At 63.0% G+C, this 13,136-nt stretch carries 17 protein-coding genes and 1 pseudogene; 9 read left to right on the top strand and 9 right to left on the bottom strand.

Annotated elements, in window-relative coordinates; all coding sequences use genetic code 11:
* The 6 genes from ruvA to EN991_RS06895 form a co-directional block, all read right to left on the bottom strand.
* Nucleotides 1-436 (bottom strand): Holliday junction branch migration protein RuvA (gene ruvA, locus EN991_RS06870; protein ID WP_127368437.1); only part of this gene is annotated, 436 nt, incomplete at its 3' end.
* A 15-nt stretch (nt 437-451) separates the two neighbouring features.
* The gene (locus EN991_RS06875) at nt 452-865 is read right to left on the bottom strand and encodes a type II toxin-antitoxin system VapC family toxin (RefSeq protein ID WP_013529139.1); all 414 of its coding nucleotides are present in this window, start codon (nt 863-865) and stop codon (nt 452-454) included.
* A gap of 2 nt (nt 866-867) precedes the next feature.
* Nucleotides 868-1,119 carry an AbrB/MazE/SpoVT family DNA-binding domain-containing protein gene (locus tag EN991_RS06880; protein ID WP_013529138.1) on the bottom strand — a complete coding sequence of 84 codons (252 nt, stop codon included), beginning with the start codon at nt 1,117-1,119 and terminating at the stop codon, nt 868-870.
* A 61-nt stretch (nt 1,120-1,180) separates the two neighbouring features.
* On the bottom strand, nt 1,181-1,690 hold the full coding sequence (gene ruvC / locus EN991_RS06885; RefSeq protein WP_013529137.1) for a crossover junction endodeoxyribonuclease RuvC: 510 nt from the start codon (nt 1,688-1,690) through the stop codon (nt 1,181-1,183).
* Nucleotides 1,691-1,765: 75 nt separating this feature from the next.
* Entirely contained in the window at nt 1,766-2,299 is a 534-nt protein-coding gene (locus EN991_RS06890; protein WP_013529136.1) for a DUF1465 family protein, read from the bottom strand.
* 449 nt (nt 2,300-2,748) lie between these two features.
* Nucleotides 2,749-3,129 carry a hypothetical protein gene (locus EN991_RS06895; RefSeq protein WP_013529135.1) on the bottom strand — a complete coding sequence of 127 codons (381 nt, stop codon included), beginning with the start codon at nt 3,127-3,129 and terminating at the stop codon, nt 2,749-2,751.
* A gap of 332 nt (nt 3,130-3,461) precedes the next feature.
* Here EN991_RS06895 and EN991_RS06900 point away from each other — a divergent pair, with 332 nt between their 5' ends.
* Nucleotides 3,462-4,013 (top strand): DUF2269 family protein, encoded by a 552-nt coding sequence (locus tag EN991_RS06900; protein ID WP_064995913.1) that lies wholly within the window; start codon nt 3,462-3,464, stop codon nt 4,011-4,013.
* Nucleotides 4,014-4,047: 34 nt separating this feature from the next.
* Here the strand turns inward: EN991_RS06900 and EN991_RS06905 are convergent, their stop codons facing one another.
* The 3 genes from EN991_RS06905 to EN991_RS06915 form a co-directional block, all read right to left on the bottom strand.
* Nucleotides 4,048-4,818, bottom strand: a complete 771-nt coding sequence (locus EN991_RS06905) for a sulfite exporter TauE/SafE family protein (RefSeq protein WP_064995914.1) — start codon at nt 4,816-4,818, stop codon at nt 4,048-4,050.
* Between the two features lie 118 nt (nt 4,819-4,936).
* Nucleotides 4,937-5,665 carry a class I SAM-dependent methyltransferase gene (locus EN991_RS06910; protein ID WP_127368438.1) on the bottom strand — a complete coding sequence of 243 codons (729 nt, stop codon included), beginning with the start codon at nt 5,663-5,665 and terminating at the stop codon, nt 4,937-4,939.
* Between the two features lie 65 nt (nt 5,666-5,730).
* Nucleotides 5,731-6,210: an Lrp/AsnC family transcriptional regulator gene (locus tag EN991_RS06915; protein ID WP_127368439.1), complete on the bottom strand. Its 480-nt coding sequence runs from the start codon at nt 6,208-6,210 to the stop codon at nt 5,731-5,733.
* Nucleotides 6,211-6,345: 135 nt separating this feature from the next.
* Here EN991_RS06915 and EN991_RS06920 point away from each other — a divergent pair, with 135 nt between their 5' ends.
* From EN991_RS06920 to EN991_RS06955, 8 genes and pseudogenes are all read left to right on the top strand, one after another.
* Nucleotides 6,346-7,263, top strand: a complete 918-nt coding sequence (locus tag EN991_RS06920; protein WP_027162529.1) for a DMT family transporter — start codon at nt 6,346-6,348, stop codon at nt 7,261-7,263.
* 134 nt (nt 7,264-7,397) lie between these two features.
* On the top strand, nt 7,398-8,045 hold the full coding sequence (locus EN991_RS06925) for a thiamine phosphate synthase (protein WP_127368440.1): 648 nt from the start codon (nt 7,398-7,400) through the stop codon (nt 8,043-8,045).
* A gap of 1 nt (nt 8,046) precedes the next feature.
* A complete protein-coding gene (locus EN991_RS06930; RefSeq protein WP_127366757.1) occupies nt 8,047-9,087 on the top strand; it encodes a tetratricopeptide repeat protein in 1,041 nt (346 codons plus the stop codon).
* 173 nt (nt 9,088-9,260) lie between these two features.
* Nucleotides 9,261-9,827: an elongation factor P gene (gene efp, locus EN991_RS06935; protein ID WP_013529127.1), complete on the top strand. Its 567-nt coding sequence runs from the start codon at nt 9,261-9,263 to the stop codon at nt 9,825-9,827.
* An 85-nt stretch (nt 9,828-9,912) separates the two neighbouring features.
* On the top strand, nt 9,913-10,713 hold the full coding sequence (locus EN991_RS06940) for an inositol monophosphatase family protein (RefSeq protein WP_127368441.1): 801 nt from the start codon (nt 9,913-9,915) through the stop codon (nt 10,711-10,713).
* Nucleotides 10,714-10,835: 122 nt separating this feature from the next.
* Nucleotides 10,836-11,522 carry a hemolysin III family protein gene (locus tag EN991_RS06945; RefSeq protein WP_063170358.1) on the top strand — a complete coding sequence of 229 codons (687 nt, stop codon included), beginning with the start codon at nt 10,836-10,838 and terminating at the stop codon, nt 11,520-11,522.
* A gap of 104 nt (nt 11,523-11,626) precedes the next feature.
* The gene (locus EN991_RS06950; RefSeq protein WP_013529124.1) at nt 11,627-12,652 is read left to right on the top strand and encodes a MotA/TolQ/ExbB proton channel family protein; all 1,026 of its coding nucleotides are present in this window, start codon (nt 11,627-11,629) and stop codon (nt 12,650-12,652) included.
* A gap of 1 nt (nt 12,653) precedes the next feature.
* Nucleotides 12,654-13,136 (top strand): annotated as a pseudogene (locus EN991_RS06955) (peptidoglycan-binding protein); the annotation flags it as partial.

Consider the following 13,136-nt stretch of genomic DNA (forward strand, 5'->3'; position numbering starts at 1 on the left):
GGCCGATGGTGCCCGAAGCGGTTCCGGCATAGGCCGGCGCCTTGTTCTTCAGTTCGGTGACGATGCGCTCGGCCACCTTCTTGCCGACGCCGGGTGCGCGAGAAACCATGGCGATGTCGCGCAGCGCAATCGCATTGGCGAGGTCGGCCGGCGCCAGCGTCGACAGGATGGCCAGCGCCACCTTGGCGCCGACGCCGGGAACATTGTTCATCAGCAGCCGGAACCACTCGCGTTCCAGCACTGACTGGAAGCCGTAGAGCCGCAGCATGTCCTCGCGGACATAGGTCTCGATGAACAGCACCACCGCTTCGCCGGGCGAAGGCAGCGCCGCCAGCGTGCGCGCTGAACAATAGGCGACGTAGCCGACGCCATGGATATCGACGAGGCAATGATCCTCGTCGACCTCGTCCAGCGTGCCCTTGAGCTTGCCGATCATTGGACGCAATCCCCGTTAGGGATGAGTATCGGGCGTGATGAGCTCGACATCTGGAAAGTACTTTCTGAAACCTGCGGGATCGCGAGTAAGAATGGGATAGCCTCGGATGGCAGCGTGAGCCCCAATCAAGAAGTCGGGCATCACCTTCTCTCGAGGTCCGCCCAACCGCCGATAGACCGAGAACGCTCTCGACGCAGCAAAGGCCGCCTCGAACGGGAGACTTTCGCGCCGGAACTCGTCTTCAGGCAAGGCATCATCGACATCGTCTATCGCCTCATAGCGCATCGAAAACTCGGCGTAGATAATCTGATTGATGACCAGGCTGCCTTGCTCGAGGGCAGACACCATTTTGGACCACGACCACTTTGACCAGACGGGATCGCGAACGGCGATATCGACAAGCACGTTGGTGTCGACAAGCGTCGCCAAGATTAGCGATCCCGGGTCAAAGCCATGACGGCATCGGCATTCATTGTCTGATCGCCGCTGCCCTCAAGCCGATCGAGCGCAGCAAGAAAACGATCGAGTCTTTCGCGGTCGGCCAACCGCCCCTTGTCATGCTTCGGCGTGATCGTGATCTTGCCGCCCTCGATGCCGAAGATGACTTCGCTGTTGGCGCCAATCCCAAATGTCTCCCGCAGATCCCGTGGGATTGTCACTTGACCTTTGCTCGTCACACGCATGAAACACCCCTTTCTTACAAGTAAGGATTATTCCAACCCGACGAACAAGTCAAGAACATCGCTAACCAGCGAGCGCCATCCGGTAAGCCACGCTTTGCCGGTGATGCGCGTGGCAAATGGCGATGGCAAGCGCGTCGGCGGCATGTTCGGTATCGAAGACGGCTTTCGGCAACAGCACCTTCACCATCATGTGGATCTGCTTCTTGTCGCCATGCCCGACGCCGATCACCGCTTTCTTGACTGCGTTAGGCGCATATTCGGCAACGACGAGGCCGGCACGCGCCGGCACCAGCATGGCGATGCCGCGTGCCTGACCGAGCTTCAGCGTTGCCACCGCGTCCTTGTTGACGAAGGTCTGTTCGACCGCCGCTTCGTGCGGCATGGCGGCATGCAGGACTTCGGCAAGCCCGTCATGCAGCTGGCATAGCCGCGTTGCCAGCGCGGCCTTATCGTCTGATTTCACAGTGCCGGAAGCAATGAAGCGCAGCGAATTGCCGAGGCTTTCGACGATGCCCCAGCCGGTGCGCCGAAGCCCGGGATCGATACCGATGATGCGAATCGCTTCCGCCATTTGCCGAGTTTACCTCCGGCGGACAGCGATGCCAGCGAAATGTGAACAAACCGGAAACAGAAGGCGGACCGCGGTCTAACCCCGAGCGAAAGCCGTGTTGAGCAGGCTGATCTGGTCGGAAACCGGGTTGGGGCGGCGAGCCATCGGTTGCATGTCGACCATGGCGCCGGAGCCATAGATCTCGTCGTCCATGCGGCGCACCAACGCTTGCAGGCGCAGCGAGCGGGTGACGAGGTCGAGGAAATCCTCGGGCAGTTCGGCCCAACCGGCGGCTTCGTCATGGGCGGAAGCGGTGTCGAGGCGCACCTTGGACTTTTCCGATGCCACCTGGTCACGGGTCATCTCGCCGGAATTGGCGGCGCGCTGCAAAAGCAGCCAGGAGGCAACCTGCATCAGCCTGGTGGTCAGCCGCATCGATTCGGCCGCGTAGAGCGTGGCGGCCAGCCGCGACAGCTTCTTCGCCTCGGCCCGGCCCTTGCCGTCGAGATATTCGGCGGCCTGTTCGACCAGACCCATGCCTTCCTGGTAAAGCGGCTTGAAGGATTGCGAGAAAACCCGGCGTTCCGCCAGCTTGACGGTTTTCGCACTGCCCTTCGAAGGCTCGTTCATTGATACGCCCCTGCACTTGCAACCGGCCGATTCGGCTCCCTGCCGATACACCCGGAACCCTATCTGACTGAAGCTTGAAAATGCGCTTCGTCACCGGTGAAGGCAAGCACATGTTTAACAGAAGGTTAACGGCACCCCTGTCGGGCGGCCCCCCTGGGGTGCGGACAAAAAAAGAGAAATCGAGACAAAAAAAGAGCCGCGGATAAGGCGGCTCTCAGGAGTTTAACAGGGAGGCGTCAAACAAAGTGGCTCCAACCACTCGGTAAGAATCCAGATCACTGGATGAACATAGTAAACACCTGTAAAGCTTAATGAAGCCTTAACGGTGCGGATGTTTTTTGACCGAACGCCGCCATACTGTGCCGTAACAGCACAGCACCTCCTGCGTCAGGCTCGGTCAAGCGGTCTTCCAGACCGCCGGCACAGCCTCACCTTCCCTTAGGCTCGGCTCAAGCGGTCTTCCAGACCGCCGGCAAGGCGATGAAGGCGAACAGCAGCATGGCTGCGTAGAAGCCCATCGAGGAGGCCGCCACCAGCGGTTCGATCGCGGCATTGCCGGCAAGCAGGAAATAGAGGCCGATCAGCAGGCCGATGCCGCTGACCGCCGTCAGCCAGAAATGAACTGTGGCGAGCGTCTTCTGCCCGATTGCCGGAAACAAATGGTAGAAGAAGGCGAAGACCGCCGACATCAGCCATCCGGCCACCATCGTGTGGGCGTGGGTCGGCATCTGGCCGTGATCCTGGCTGATCGCCATGTACAGGCCGAGCGCCATGCCGCACAGCGAATAGATGATGGCCAGCGTGAAGAAATTCCGTGCTATCCCTTGCATAATGGTCCCCCGAATTGCCTTTTCCCGCTTGCGGGAATGGGTTGATCGTCAGGCGATTGTTGTCGCCACCGGGCTCCCGGCATTGGCGCACTGATATCGGCAGCGTATCCAGACGATGTCGCGCCAACCCCCTCCCGACGATTCGTACATTAGCAGAAAATCAGATAATGCGTTCACAATCTGCGACCTCGCGCGTTGGCCGTAAGCTGAAACAGAGCCGGATTTTTCGCGACATCGTTCCGAAACAGGCGCCACGCTAAACGCCCGCTCCTATGACGGCCGGCGCAAATCGGCGCCGCCGCAAACCTGACCGGACACTGCAGGAGCAACCCATGGACTGGTACTCGATCGTCAAATTCCTCCACGTCACTACCGCCATTCTGTGGGTCGGCGGTGGCTTCGTACTGTTCCTGCTGGGCATGCTTGCCGAGCGCGCGGGCAACATCGAGGAAAAGCTGCAGGCAATGCGCGCCAGCGGTCAGCTGGGCGGCAGGTTCTTTGCGCCGATGTCGATGCTGACGCTGATCTTCGGCCTCATCATGTGCTGGTTCTGGGTCGGCTTCTCCGATTTGTGGGTACTCATCGGCCTGGCGGGATACGCCACGACCTTTTCGATCGGCATGTTCATCTTCAAGCCGACCGGGGAGCGCATGGGCGCAATGATCGCCAAGGAGGGCGTCACGCCAGAGGTTCTTGCCATCGGCCAGCGCATGATGAGCGCGGCACGTTTCGACTATGCGGTGATGCTGGTGATCATTGCGGACATGGTGCTCAAACCGACCGTGCATGACATCGGCATCCTTGCCGGCATGGTGCTGGTCGTTATGTTCGGCGCGACACTGGCTTTTGGCGGCAACCGTCGTCTGGTGCCAAGCGCCGCCTGACCCCTAATGACGGGGCGGCTGCGCGGCGGCCTTTCTACATCAGGCCGACAATGCCATCCCACAGCAGCTTCAGCGCCACGACCGCGACGGTTGCGTAGGTGAAGGGATAGAAGGTTTCCGGCCGCATGCGGCGCACCAGCCACGCTCCGGCGATGGTCGACAGCGGCGCCAGCGGCATCAGCACCGCCGATGCCGTCAGATTGGCGGTGTCGAACTGGCCGAGCGCGAAATAGGGCACCAGCTTCAGCGCGTTGGTGGCGGCAAAGAAGATCGCTGCGGTGCCCGACAGAACTTTCGGATCGAGACGGATGGGCAAGGCATAGACCTGGAAGGGCGGACCGCCGACATGGGCAACGAAGCTGGTGAAGCCGGCGACCGTGCCCCAGATGGCGGCGGCCACGCGGTTGGGCGCGGCCGCGTGATCGGCGCCGTGGCGGAACTGCAGATAGAGCCAGCGCAGGACGAAGATGATGGCGACGGCGCCAACGATCAGCCGCACCGCCTCTTCGGTCACCAGTGCCGCCGTCAGCCAGCCAAGGCCGATGCCGATGACGGCGCCCGGCATCATGTCGACCAGCATCTTGCGGTCGTAAACGCCCCACCACGTCCACACCGAGACGATGTCCATCAGGCACAGGATCGGCAGCAGGATGGCCGCCGCCTGCACCGGCGGCATGGTCAGCGCCATCAGCGGCACGCCGACGAAACCGACGGCGCCGCCAAAGCCGCCCTTCGACAGGCCGACCAGAATGACCGCCGGAATGGCGGCCGCATAGAACCACGGATCGAGAAGCAGGCCTGACATGGGAGGGGACTGGTCCGGAGGGAAAGCGTGTCGACGCTTGAATAGCCCAGAATGTCGGGCGGAGCGACAGCAAATATGAGCGTGGCGGCCGCACATGCGGGCCGACGCAGGCCTGTGCCTACCGACGCGCCGAGACCAGCAGGAACATCGGCCGCTCGAGCTCTTCCGCCAGTTCGGGTTTGGCCGCGATCTGCTCTGATGTCGGACGGAACTCCTCGACATGCGCGATGGTGAAGCCGGCCTGCAGGAGAGCGTTGAGCGTGGTGCCGATCGTGCGGTGATGTTTCACCACGCCCTTGGCCAGCCAGTCCGTGCTGCGCGGTCCTTCCACCAGATACTGATCGACAGGCCACGTCTTGCGGCCTTCGCTATCGATCACCCAGCCGGGTTTGGTCGGCGCCATGAAGATCGGATGTTCCGTCGAAAAGACGAAATGCCCGCCAGGCGCCAGGGCCCGATACACGGTCCCGAACAGACGCGACACATCCTCGACATAGTGCAAGGCGAGCGAACTGTAGACGAGATCGAAGCTGGCTTCCGGCAGGCTGAGCCGATCGAGATCGGCCGTCTCATAGCTTATCCCTGCATCCGGGCCGGCGGCCCTTGCTCGGGCAAGCATCTTCTCCGACAGGTCCAGGCCAAGCACCTGCGCCGCCCCATGCTCGCGTGCCCAGCGGCAGAACCAGCCGAAGCCGCAGCCGAGATCGACGACCCTCAAGCCGCCGACATCGGGCAGCATCGCGCGCGTTGCCGGCCACTCGGCGGCACCCTCCAGCCCTTCGACCGAACGGCCGAGTTGGCTGTAGCCTGCGAAGAAATCCTCACGGTCGTATATGTTCTGCGCCATGACAGTCTCGGTCTCATTTGGTCGGCACACTAACCAAGCGGCCATCGGCTTTCCACCCGGCTCGATCAGGAGGCATGCAAGACCTTTGCCCTATCCCGAGAAGCAGCCGCGTCGAGCGGTGGCGGCCGCCGCCGGATCGGCTGCGCCTTGATGATGGCGGTGCTTGTCTCCGCCTTGTCGGCGATACGGTCGAGAATCCCGTCGAGATCGCCGATCGAGCGTACGAACAGCCGGGCGACGAAGCAGTCATCGCCCGTTACCTTGTCGCATTCGCCGAATTCGGGGATGTCCTCGATCAGCTTCTGAACGATGTGCAGCTTGCCCGGCAGAGGCCGGATGCGCACGATCGCCTGCAAGGTATAGCCGAGCGCCAGCGGATCGATCTCGACGGTGAACGCCCGGATGACGCCGCGCTCCTCGAGTCGTCGCAGCCGCTCCGAAACGCTTGGCGACGACAGCCCGACCTGGGCGGCCAGATCCTTCAGCGAGGTCCGCGCATCCTTGACCAGGATTTCAAGGAGATTTCGATCGAGATCGTCCAGCATCTTTTTCCTTTTCCCGACAGCTTGGAGCTTTCTCCTAATATAATTAGGCCAATAGGCCATACGCCCTTTCCAATCTGATGGAAAGCTTCGCGACCGCATGAGATTATGGCGGCTCAACCGATACGGAGGTTTGTTGTGAACGAGACAGTACGCGGCACGGTCGAAATGTCCGCCGCAATGGCCATCCTGGGAACGATCGGATGGTTCGTCGTCCTGTCCGGCCAGCCGATCATGGATGTGGTGTTTTGGCGTTGCGCTTTCGGCGCGCTGACGCTGCTCATCATCTGCGCCGGGCTGGGGTTGCTGCGCAACAGGCTGTCGCTGCGCATCATCGGCATCGCCGCGCTCGGCGGCGTCGCCATCGTCGTCAACTGGCTTTTGCTGTTCAGCGCTTTCTCGCGCGCGTCGATCTCGATCGCCACCGCCGTCTACAACACGCAGCCCTTCATGCTGGTCGGCTTCGGCGCGCTCTTCTTCGCCGAGCGGCTGAGCCTGACCAAGCTGACCTGGCTGACCATCGCCTTCGCCGGCATGGTGCTGATCGTGCAGTCGGCTCCCGATGCCGGCCCCAATGCCGGCATGGCCGGCACGGATTATTTCACCGGCATCGTCATGGCATTGGGCGCGGCCTTCTTCTGGGCCGTCGCCGCCATCGTCACCAAGAAGCTCAAGGGCACGCCACCGCATCTGATTGCGCTGATCCAGGTCTGCGTCGGCGTCGTCATGCTGGCGCCGTTCGCCAATCTATCCCGGCTTCCAGCCGATGCCTGGAGCTGGACCATGCTGGCGACGCTCGGCATCGTCCACACCGGCCTGATGTACATACTGATGTACGGCGCCATCCAGAAGCTGCCGACGCATCTGCAGGGATCGCTGTCGTTCATCTATCCCGTCGTCGCCATCCTGGTCGACGTCGTCGCCTTCGGCCATCGGCTGCATCTGAGCCAGGTCGTCGGCGCTACCGCCATCCTGATCGCCGCCGCCGGCATGAATCTCGGCTGGACGCTGTGGAAGGGCAAACCGCCCGTCGCGAGCCCGCACCCGATCAAGTGAAGCGGCCCGCCGGCTGCCCGGCGGATCAAACATCGCGATCCCGGCTGCCCGCCTGTTCAAGGCGGGCACTTTGCTCTATGCCGCAATCCAACCATCTTCGCCCGGCATAGGCGAAACGCGGGACCCGAAGAACCATGAATGAAGCAACGCCCCCCAATCGCTGTCGCATCGTGCTGATCGTGCCGCCCGGCGTGCCGGCGGCCCGTATTGTCACGGCATTCGATGGTGGCGATGTCGCTTCGCTGATCCTGCCCGAGAACGGCATGGATGAAGCCTCGTTCCAGGCTTTCGCCGAACGGATCGTGCCGGCAGCGCAAGCCGCCGGCGTTGCTGTCATCATCGCCGGCGACACCCGCATAGCCGGCCGCGTCCAGGCCGACGGCATCCATGTCGAAGTCTCCAAGGCCGAACTCGCCGAGACGATCGAGCATTTCCAGGCAAAGATGATGGTCGGCACCGGAGGCGCCAAGACGCGTGACGACGCGCTCGAGCTTGGCGAGACGCGGCCAGACTACATTTTCTTTGGCCGCTTCGGCTACGACAACAAGCCCGAACCGCACCCGCGCAACCTGTCGCTCGGCGCATGGTGGGCGGACATGATCCAGATCCCTTGCATCGTCATGGCCGGATCCGACATCGCCTCGGTCGAAGCCGTGGGCGCCACCGGCGCTGAATTCGTGGCGCTGTCGAGCGCCGTGTTCGCCGACGGCACCGACCCCAGGACAGCGGTCGCCACCGCCAACGCGCTGCTCGACGAGACTGCGCCGCGTTTCGAGGACTGAAATGTCATCGGCGACGCTTCCCCTCCAGGCTCTGCTTGCGGTGCTGATGGTCCAGGCGGCGGCCGCGGAGACCATCCCCTTGCCGCAGCCCAAGCCGGAAATCGGCGTCCACACCGATAAGCCGATCGACAAGCCGTTGCCGCAGCCCGCCACCACGGCCGAGCCTGCGCCGCTGCCGTCGGCCGACGCCGTCAATCCCGACCGCTTCGGCGCAAAACCCGCCGACGCGGCCTATGGCGCCTTCCAGCGCGGCCTCTACAAGACAGCTTACAATCTGGCATTGGTCCGGGCGCAAAACGGCGACCCGGCGGCGCAGACCCTGGTGGCCGAGATCCTGTCGCGAGGTCTCGGTGTACCGGTCAATTCGGCGCAGGCGGCGAAATGGTACGCCTTGGCCGCCGAACAGGGTGTGCCGGAATCGCAGTTCCAGTATGCGCTGATGCTGCTCGACGGCCGCTATGTCAAAAAGGATGGAAAAGAGGCCTACGCCCTGATGCAGGCCGCAGCCGAAGCCGGCAACCGGCTGGCGCAATTCAATTTCGCGCAGATGCTGGTCCAGCAGGACCCCGGCGACGCCGGTATGGCCAAGGCGGTCTCCTACTATGAACGCGCCGCTGCGACCGGCCTCGCGGACGCGCAATATGCAATGTCGCAGATCTACGCCAACGGTGTCGGCGGCAAGCCACGCGACGATGCCCAGGCAAGGCGCCTGCTGACGCAGGCCGCAAGGCAGAACTACGACACCGCGCAAATCGATCTCGCCGCCTGGATGATCGAAGGCCGCGGCGGCGCGCGCGACCTGAAATCCGCCTTCGGCTGGATGAAGCAGGCGGCGGAGGGCGGCAATGTTGCCGCCCAGAACCGCCTGGCCAAGCTCTATATGCAAGGCATCGGCACCGATCCGGACCTGGTCCTTGCCGGTGCCTGGTACATCATTGCCCGCCGCGCCGGCCTCATCGATCCGCAGATGGACGACTTCCTGCAGGGGCTGGACGACGACCAAACCAAGCAGGCGCTGCAGAAGGCCAACCGACTGCCTTGACGGCGGTTCTCACGGTCATTGCAAGTGCAACCCCGGCTCCCTTGCCTGGTCGCAACCTGCCCGCTCCCTTGCCTCTTCTGGCGATTTGTGGTCTTGGGAGCCCGAAATCGCTTTCCCAGCGAACATCCCATACCGACGGCGTGGCCGTAGGCATCATTCCGGATCATCTCATCATGGCCAAGATCAATGGCAACGAAATCCGTCCCGGCTATGTCATCGAGCATGATGGCGGCCTTTGGGTGGCGGTCAGGACCAACACCGTCAAGCCTGGCAAGGGCGGCGCCTACAATCAGGTCGAACTGAAGAACCTCATCAACGGCACCAAGCTCAACGAGCGCTTCCGCTCGGCCGAGACGGTCGAACAGATCCGGCTCGACCTGAAGGATTTTTCCTTCCTCTACGCGCAGGAAGACGCCCTGGTGTTCATGGACACCCAGAGCTACGAGCAGCTCGAATTGAACAAGGACTTCGTCGGCGATCGCGCCGCCTTCCTGCAGGACGGCATGATGGTAACGGTCCAGCTCTACGAAGAGCGACCGATCGGCATTTCGCTGCCCGACTATGTGACGCTGACCATCACCGAGGCCGACCCGGTGGTGAAGGGCCAGACGGCGGCATCGTCCTACAAGCCGGCGATCCTGGAGAACGGCATCCGCGTCCTGGTGCCGCCCTTCATCGGCGCCGGCGAACGCATCATCGTCGACACCAACGAAATCACTTACGTGCGCCGCGCCGACTGACGCATGTCGCCCAAAAGTGGCCCGGTTCCGGGTCACCGACATGCATCGAGGCAGAATTTAAAGCGCAGCACCGGGAAAAAGCACTATGGCACGCTCAGCCCTTCTCAACGTCATGGTCCAGGCCGCAATGAAGGCCGGCCGCTCGCTGTCGCGCGACTTCGGCGAAGTGCAGAACCTGCAAGTCTCGATGAAGGGCCCCGGCGACTATGTCAGCCAGGCCGACCGCAAGGCCGAGGACATCGTTTTCGCCGAACTGTCCAAGGCACGGCCCGGCTATTCCTTCCTGATGGAGGAGCGCGGCGTGGTCGAAGGCGACGACGGCCAGCATCGCTGGATCGTCGACCCGCTCGACGGCACCACCAATTTCCTGCACGGCATTCCGCTCTTTGCCGTTTCGATCGCGCTGGAGCGCCAGGGCCAGATCGTCGCCGGCGTCATCTACAATCCGGCGATGGACGAACTCTACACCTGCGAACGCGGCGGCGGCGCCTTCATGAACGACCGCCGCTTGCGCGTCGCCGGCCGCATCAAGCTGGTCGACACGGTCATCGGCTGCGGCATGCCGCATCTCGGCCGCGGCCACCACGGCAATTTCCTCGTCGAGCTGCGCAACGTCATGGCCGAGGTTTCCGGCGTCCGCCGCCTCGGCTCCGCCTCGCTCGATCTCGCCTATGTCGCTGCCGGCCGCATGGATGGCTTCTGGGAAACCGGCCTGTCTGCCTGGGATATCGCCGCCGGGCTGCTTTTGATCCGCGAGGCGGGCGGCTTCGTCTCCGACATGGATGGCGGCCAGGACATGCTCGACATCGTTTCGGTCGTCGCCGGCAACGAGATCATCCAGCGCGCTTTGCTCAAGGTCGTGAAGAAGCCGCTCTCCTCTCGTTGACAGGCAAGCCGCGCCGACAAACCGCCGCGCTGATGCGCCGCAGTCGCAAAACCGCAACGGAAGCTTGAAATACTGCCCGGCGAGCGCCCAGATTGGAGGGCGCGGCGCAGGAACCCGGCTTAGTGAGAGACAACGAACCCTACCCCGATATCCCGTTCATCGGACGCTGGCACTATTCGCGTGCCGAGATGATCGCTGACGGTATCGTCCACGCGGTCGGCATCGTGCTGGCGATATCGGCCGGTTCCGCGCTGCTGGCGCTGGCGGCGTTTCGTGTCGGACCCGGCGAATACATCGCCGCCGCCTTCTACGTGGTTTCGCTGCTCACCGTGCTCTCGGTGTCGATGACCTACAATCTGTGGCCGGTCTCGTCGCCGGCAAAATGGGTGTTGCGGCGTTTCGACCACGCCGCGATCTATCTGCTGATCGCCGCGACCTATACGCCTTTCCTGGCGCAGCTCGAAGGCTCGCCGCTGGCGCGCTGGATGATCGTGCTGGTCTGGACCGCGGCAGCGCTGGGCATTGCCGTCAAGGTGTTCTTTCCCGGCCGTTTCGACCGGCTGGCGATCGGCTTCTATCTCGCCATTGGCTGGAGCGGCATCATCCTGGTCAAGCCGCTTGTCCAGACGCTACCGACGACATCGATAGCGCTGATCGTTGCCGGCGGCATCGTCTACTCCTGCGGCGTCATCTTCTTCGCCTGGAAGGGGCTGCGCTTCCACAATGCGCTGTGGCACGGTTTCGTCGTCACCGGCGCCAGCCTGCATCTGGCCGCCATGGTCGACTGTCTGGTCATCAATCGCCTCTGACACTATCGACGCGGCAATATTGCCAAGCGCCATTCAATTTGGTCACAATTCCGTTTAGAGTCGCGGTTTACGTGATCGGCGGCGGCATCGGAAACGGGGCACGGATGGCTTTTCTCAGATCCTTCGGCATGGGCAGACGTTCTGATGTCCTGATCTACGACCCGCATAAATTATCGAGCCCGCAGGTCTTTCTGCTGACCATGGTGATCTTCCTGGTCATCGTCGCCTTCATCGCCGCCATCCTCACCCGACAGATCTCAACCGCCTTTGGCAGCAATCCCGGCCTCAATGGCCTGATCGTCGGCGTGCTGGTGGTCGGCATCCTTTTGGCCTTCGCCCAGGTTGGGCGACTGTTTCGCGAAGTGCGCTGGGTCAACTCCTTCCGTGCCGGCTCGGAGACGACCGAACCGGTGCTGCTGGCGCCGATGAAGGCGATGATCGGCCGTTCCTCGGCGATGGCCTTCTCGACCAGTTCGATGCGCACCATGCTCGATTCCATCGCCACGCGCCTCGACGAAAGCCGCGACACCTCGCGCTATCTCGTCGGCCTGCTGGTGTTCCTCGGCCTGCTCGGCACCTTCTGGGGACTGTTGAACACCATCGGCTCGATCCGCGAAACCATCGAATCGCTCGATCCCGGCACCGGTGACGCCGCCGCGGTGCTCGATTCCCTGAAGCAGGGGCTTTCGGCGCCGCTGGCCGGCATGGGCACCGCCTTCTCGTCCTCGCTGTTCGGCCTCTCCGGCTCGCTGGTGCTCGGCTTCCTCGACCTGCAGGCCGGCCGCGCCCAGACGCGCTTCTACACCGAACTGGAAAACTGGCTTTCCTCGGTCACCGACCTGTCGTCGGACATCGTCGTCGCCGACCCGGCCAAAACCGAATCCTCCGACGAGATCCGGGTGCTGTCGGAACGGCTGCGCTCGATGCAGGAGAATGGCGGCGGCTCCAACCCGCGCGTCGCCACCGCCATGGCCAATCTCGCCGACGGCATTTCCGGCCTGGTCAAGAATATGCGCTCGGAACAGCAGATCATGCGCGACTGGGTCGAGGCCCAGTCCGACGAGCAGAAGGCGATGCGCAACACGCTGGAAAAGATCGCCGATGCCCTGAAGAAGCCCGGAGTGCACTGAAGTGGCGCTCGCCAGGGGCCGGCGCACCGATCGCCGCATCGACTACTGGCCGGGCTTCGTCGACGCGCTGTCGACGCTGCTTTTGGCGATCATGTTTCTGCTCACGGTCTTCGTGCTGGCGCAGTTCCTGCTGGGACGCGAAATCTCCGGCAAGGATACGGCGCTCTCGCGCCTCAACTCGCAGATCAACGAACTGACCCAACTGCTGGCGCTGGAGCGCTCGACGGCGCAGGACAAGGATGATTCCCTGGCCAATCTGCAGGCGTCGCTGTCGGCCGCGCAAGCGGAAAAGAGCCGGCTCGAACGATTGCTGGCGCAAGGTGCCGGTGCCGGCGACGCCGCCAATCAGCGTGCAGCGGCGCTCGGCGGCGAACTCGACAGCCAGCGCCAGATCAGCCAGCAGGCGCTGAGCCAGGTCGAGATACTCAACCAGCAGATCGCGGCGCTGCGCAAGCAGATCGGCGCGCTCGAGGATGCGCTCAAC

The sequence above is a fragment of the Mesorhizobium sp. M7A.F.Ca.US.005.03.2.1 genome (assembly GCF_003997795.1).
Classification (GTDB): Bacteria; Pseudomonadota; Alphaproteobacteria; order Rhizobiales; family Rhizobiaceae; genus Mesorhizobium; species Mesorhizobium ciceri.

Coding starts and splice junctions, on each gene's coding strand:
- EN991_RS06890 (WP_013529136.1), bottom strand. CDS start 2,299: ATGAACGAGCCTTCGAAGGGCAGTGCGAAAACCGTCAAGCTGGCGGAA.
- ruvC (WP_013529137.1), bottom strand. CDS start 1,690: ATGGCGGAAGCGATTCGCATCATCGGTATCGATCCCGGGCTTCGGCGC.
- EN991_RS06895 (WP_013529135.1), bottom strand. CDS start 3,129: ATGCAAGGGATAGCACGGAATTTCTTCACGCTGGCCATCATCTATTCG.
- EN991_RS06950 (WP_013529124.1), top strand. CDS start 11,627: ATGGCTTTTCTCAGATCCTTCGGCATGGGCAGACGTTCTGATGTCCTG.
- EN991_RS06900 (WP_064995913.1), top strand. CDS start 3,462: ATGGACTGGTACTCGATCGTCAAATTCCTCCACGTCACTACCGCCATT.
- EN991_RS06910 (WP_127368438.1), bottom strand. CDS start 5,665: ATGGCGCAGAACATATACGACCGTGAGGATTTCTTCGCAGGCTACAGC.
- EN991_RS06930 (WP_127366757.1), top strand. CDS start 8,047: ATGTCATCGGCGACGCTTCCCCTCCAGGCTCTGCTTGCGGTGCTGATG.
- EN991_RS06940 (WP_127368441.1), top strand. CDS start 9,913: ATGGCACGCTCAGCCCTTCTCAACGTCATGGTCCAGGCCGCAATGAAG.
- efp (WP_013529127.1), top strand. CDS start 9,261: ATGGCCAAGATCAATGGCAACGAAATCCGTCCCGGCTATGTCATCGAG.
- EN991_RS06880 (WP_013529138.1), bottom strand. CDS start 1,119: ATGCGTGTGACGAGCAAAGGTCAAGTGACAATCCCACGGGATCTGCGG.
- EN991_RS06925 (WP_127368440.1), top strand. CDS start 7,398: ATGAATGAAGCAACGCCCCCCAATCGCTGTCGCATCGTGCTGATCGTG.
- EN991_RS06915 (WP_127368439.1), bottom strand. CDS start 6,210: ATGCTGGACGATCTCGATCGAAATCTCCTTGAAATCCTGGTCAAGGAT.
- EN991_RS06905 (WP_064995914.1), bottom strand. CDS start 4,818: ATGTCAGGCCTGCTTCTCGATCCGTGGTTCTATGCGGCCGCCATTCCG.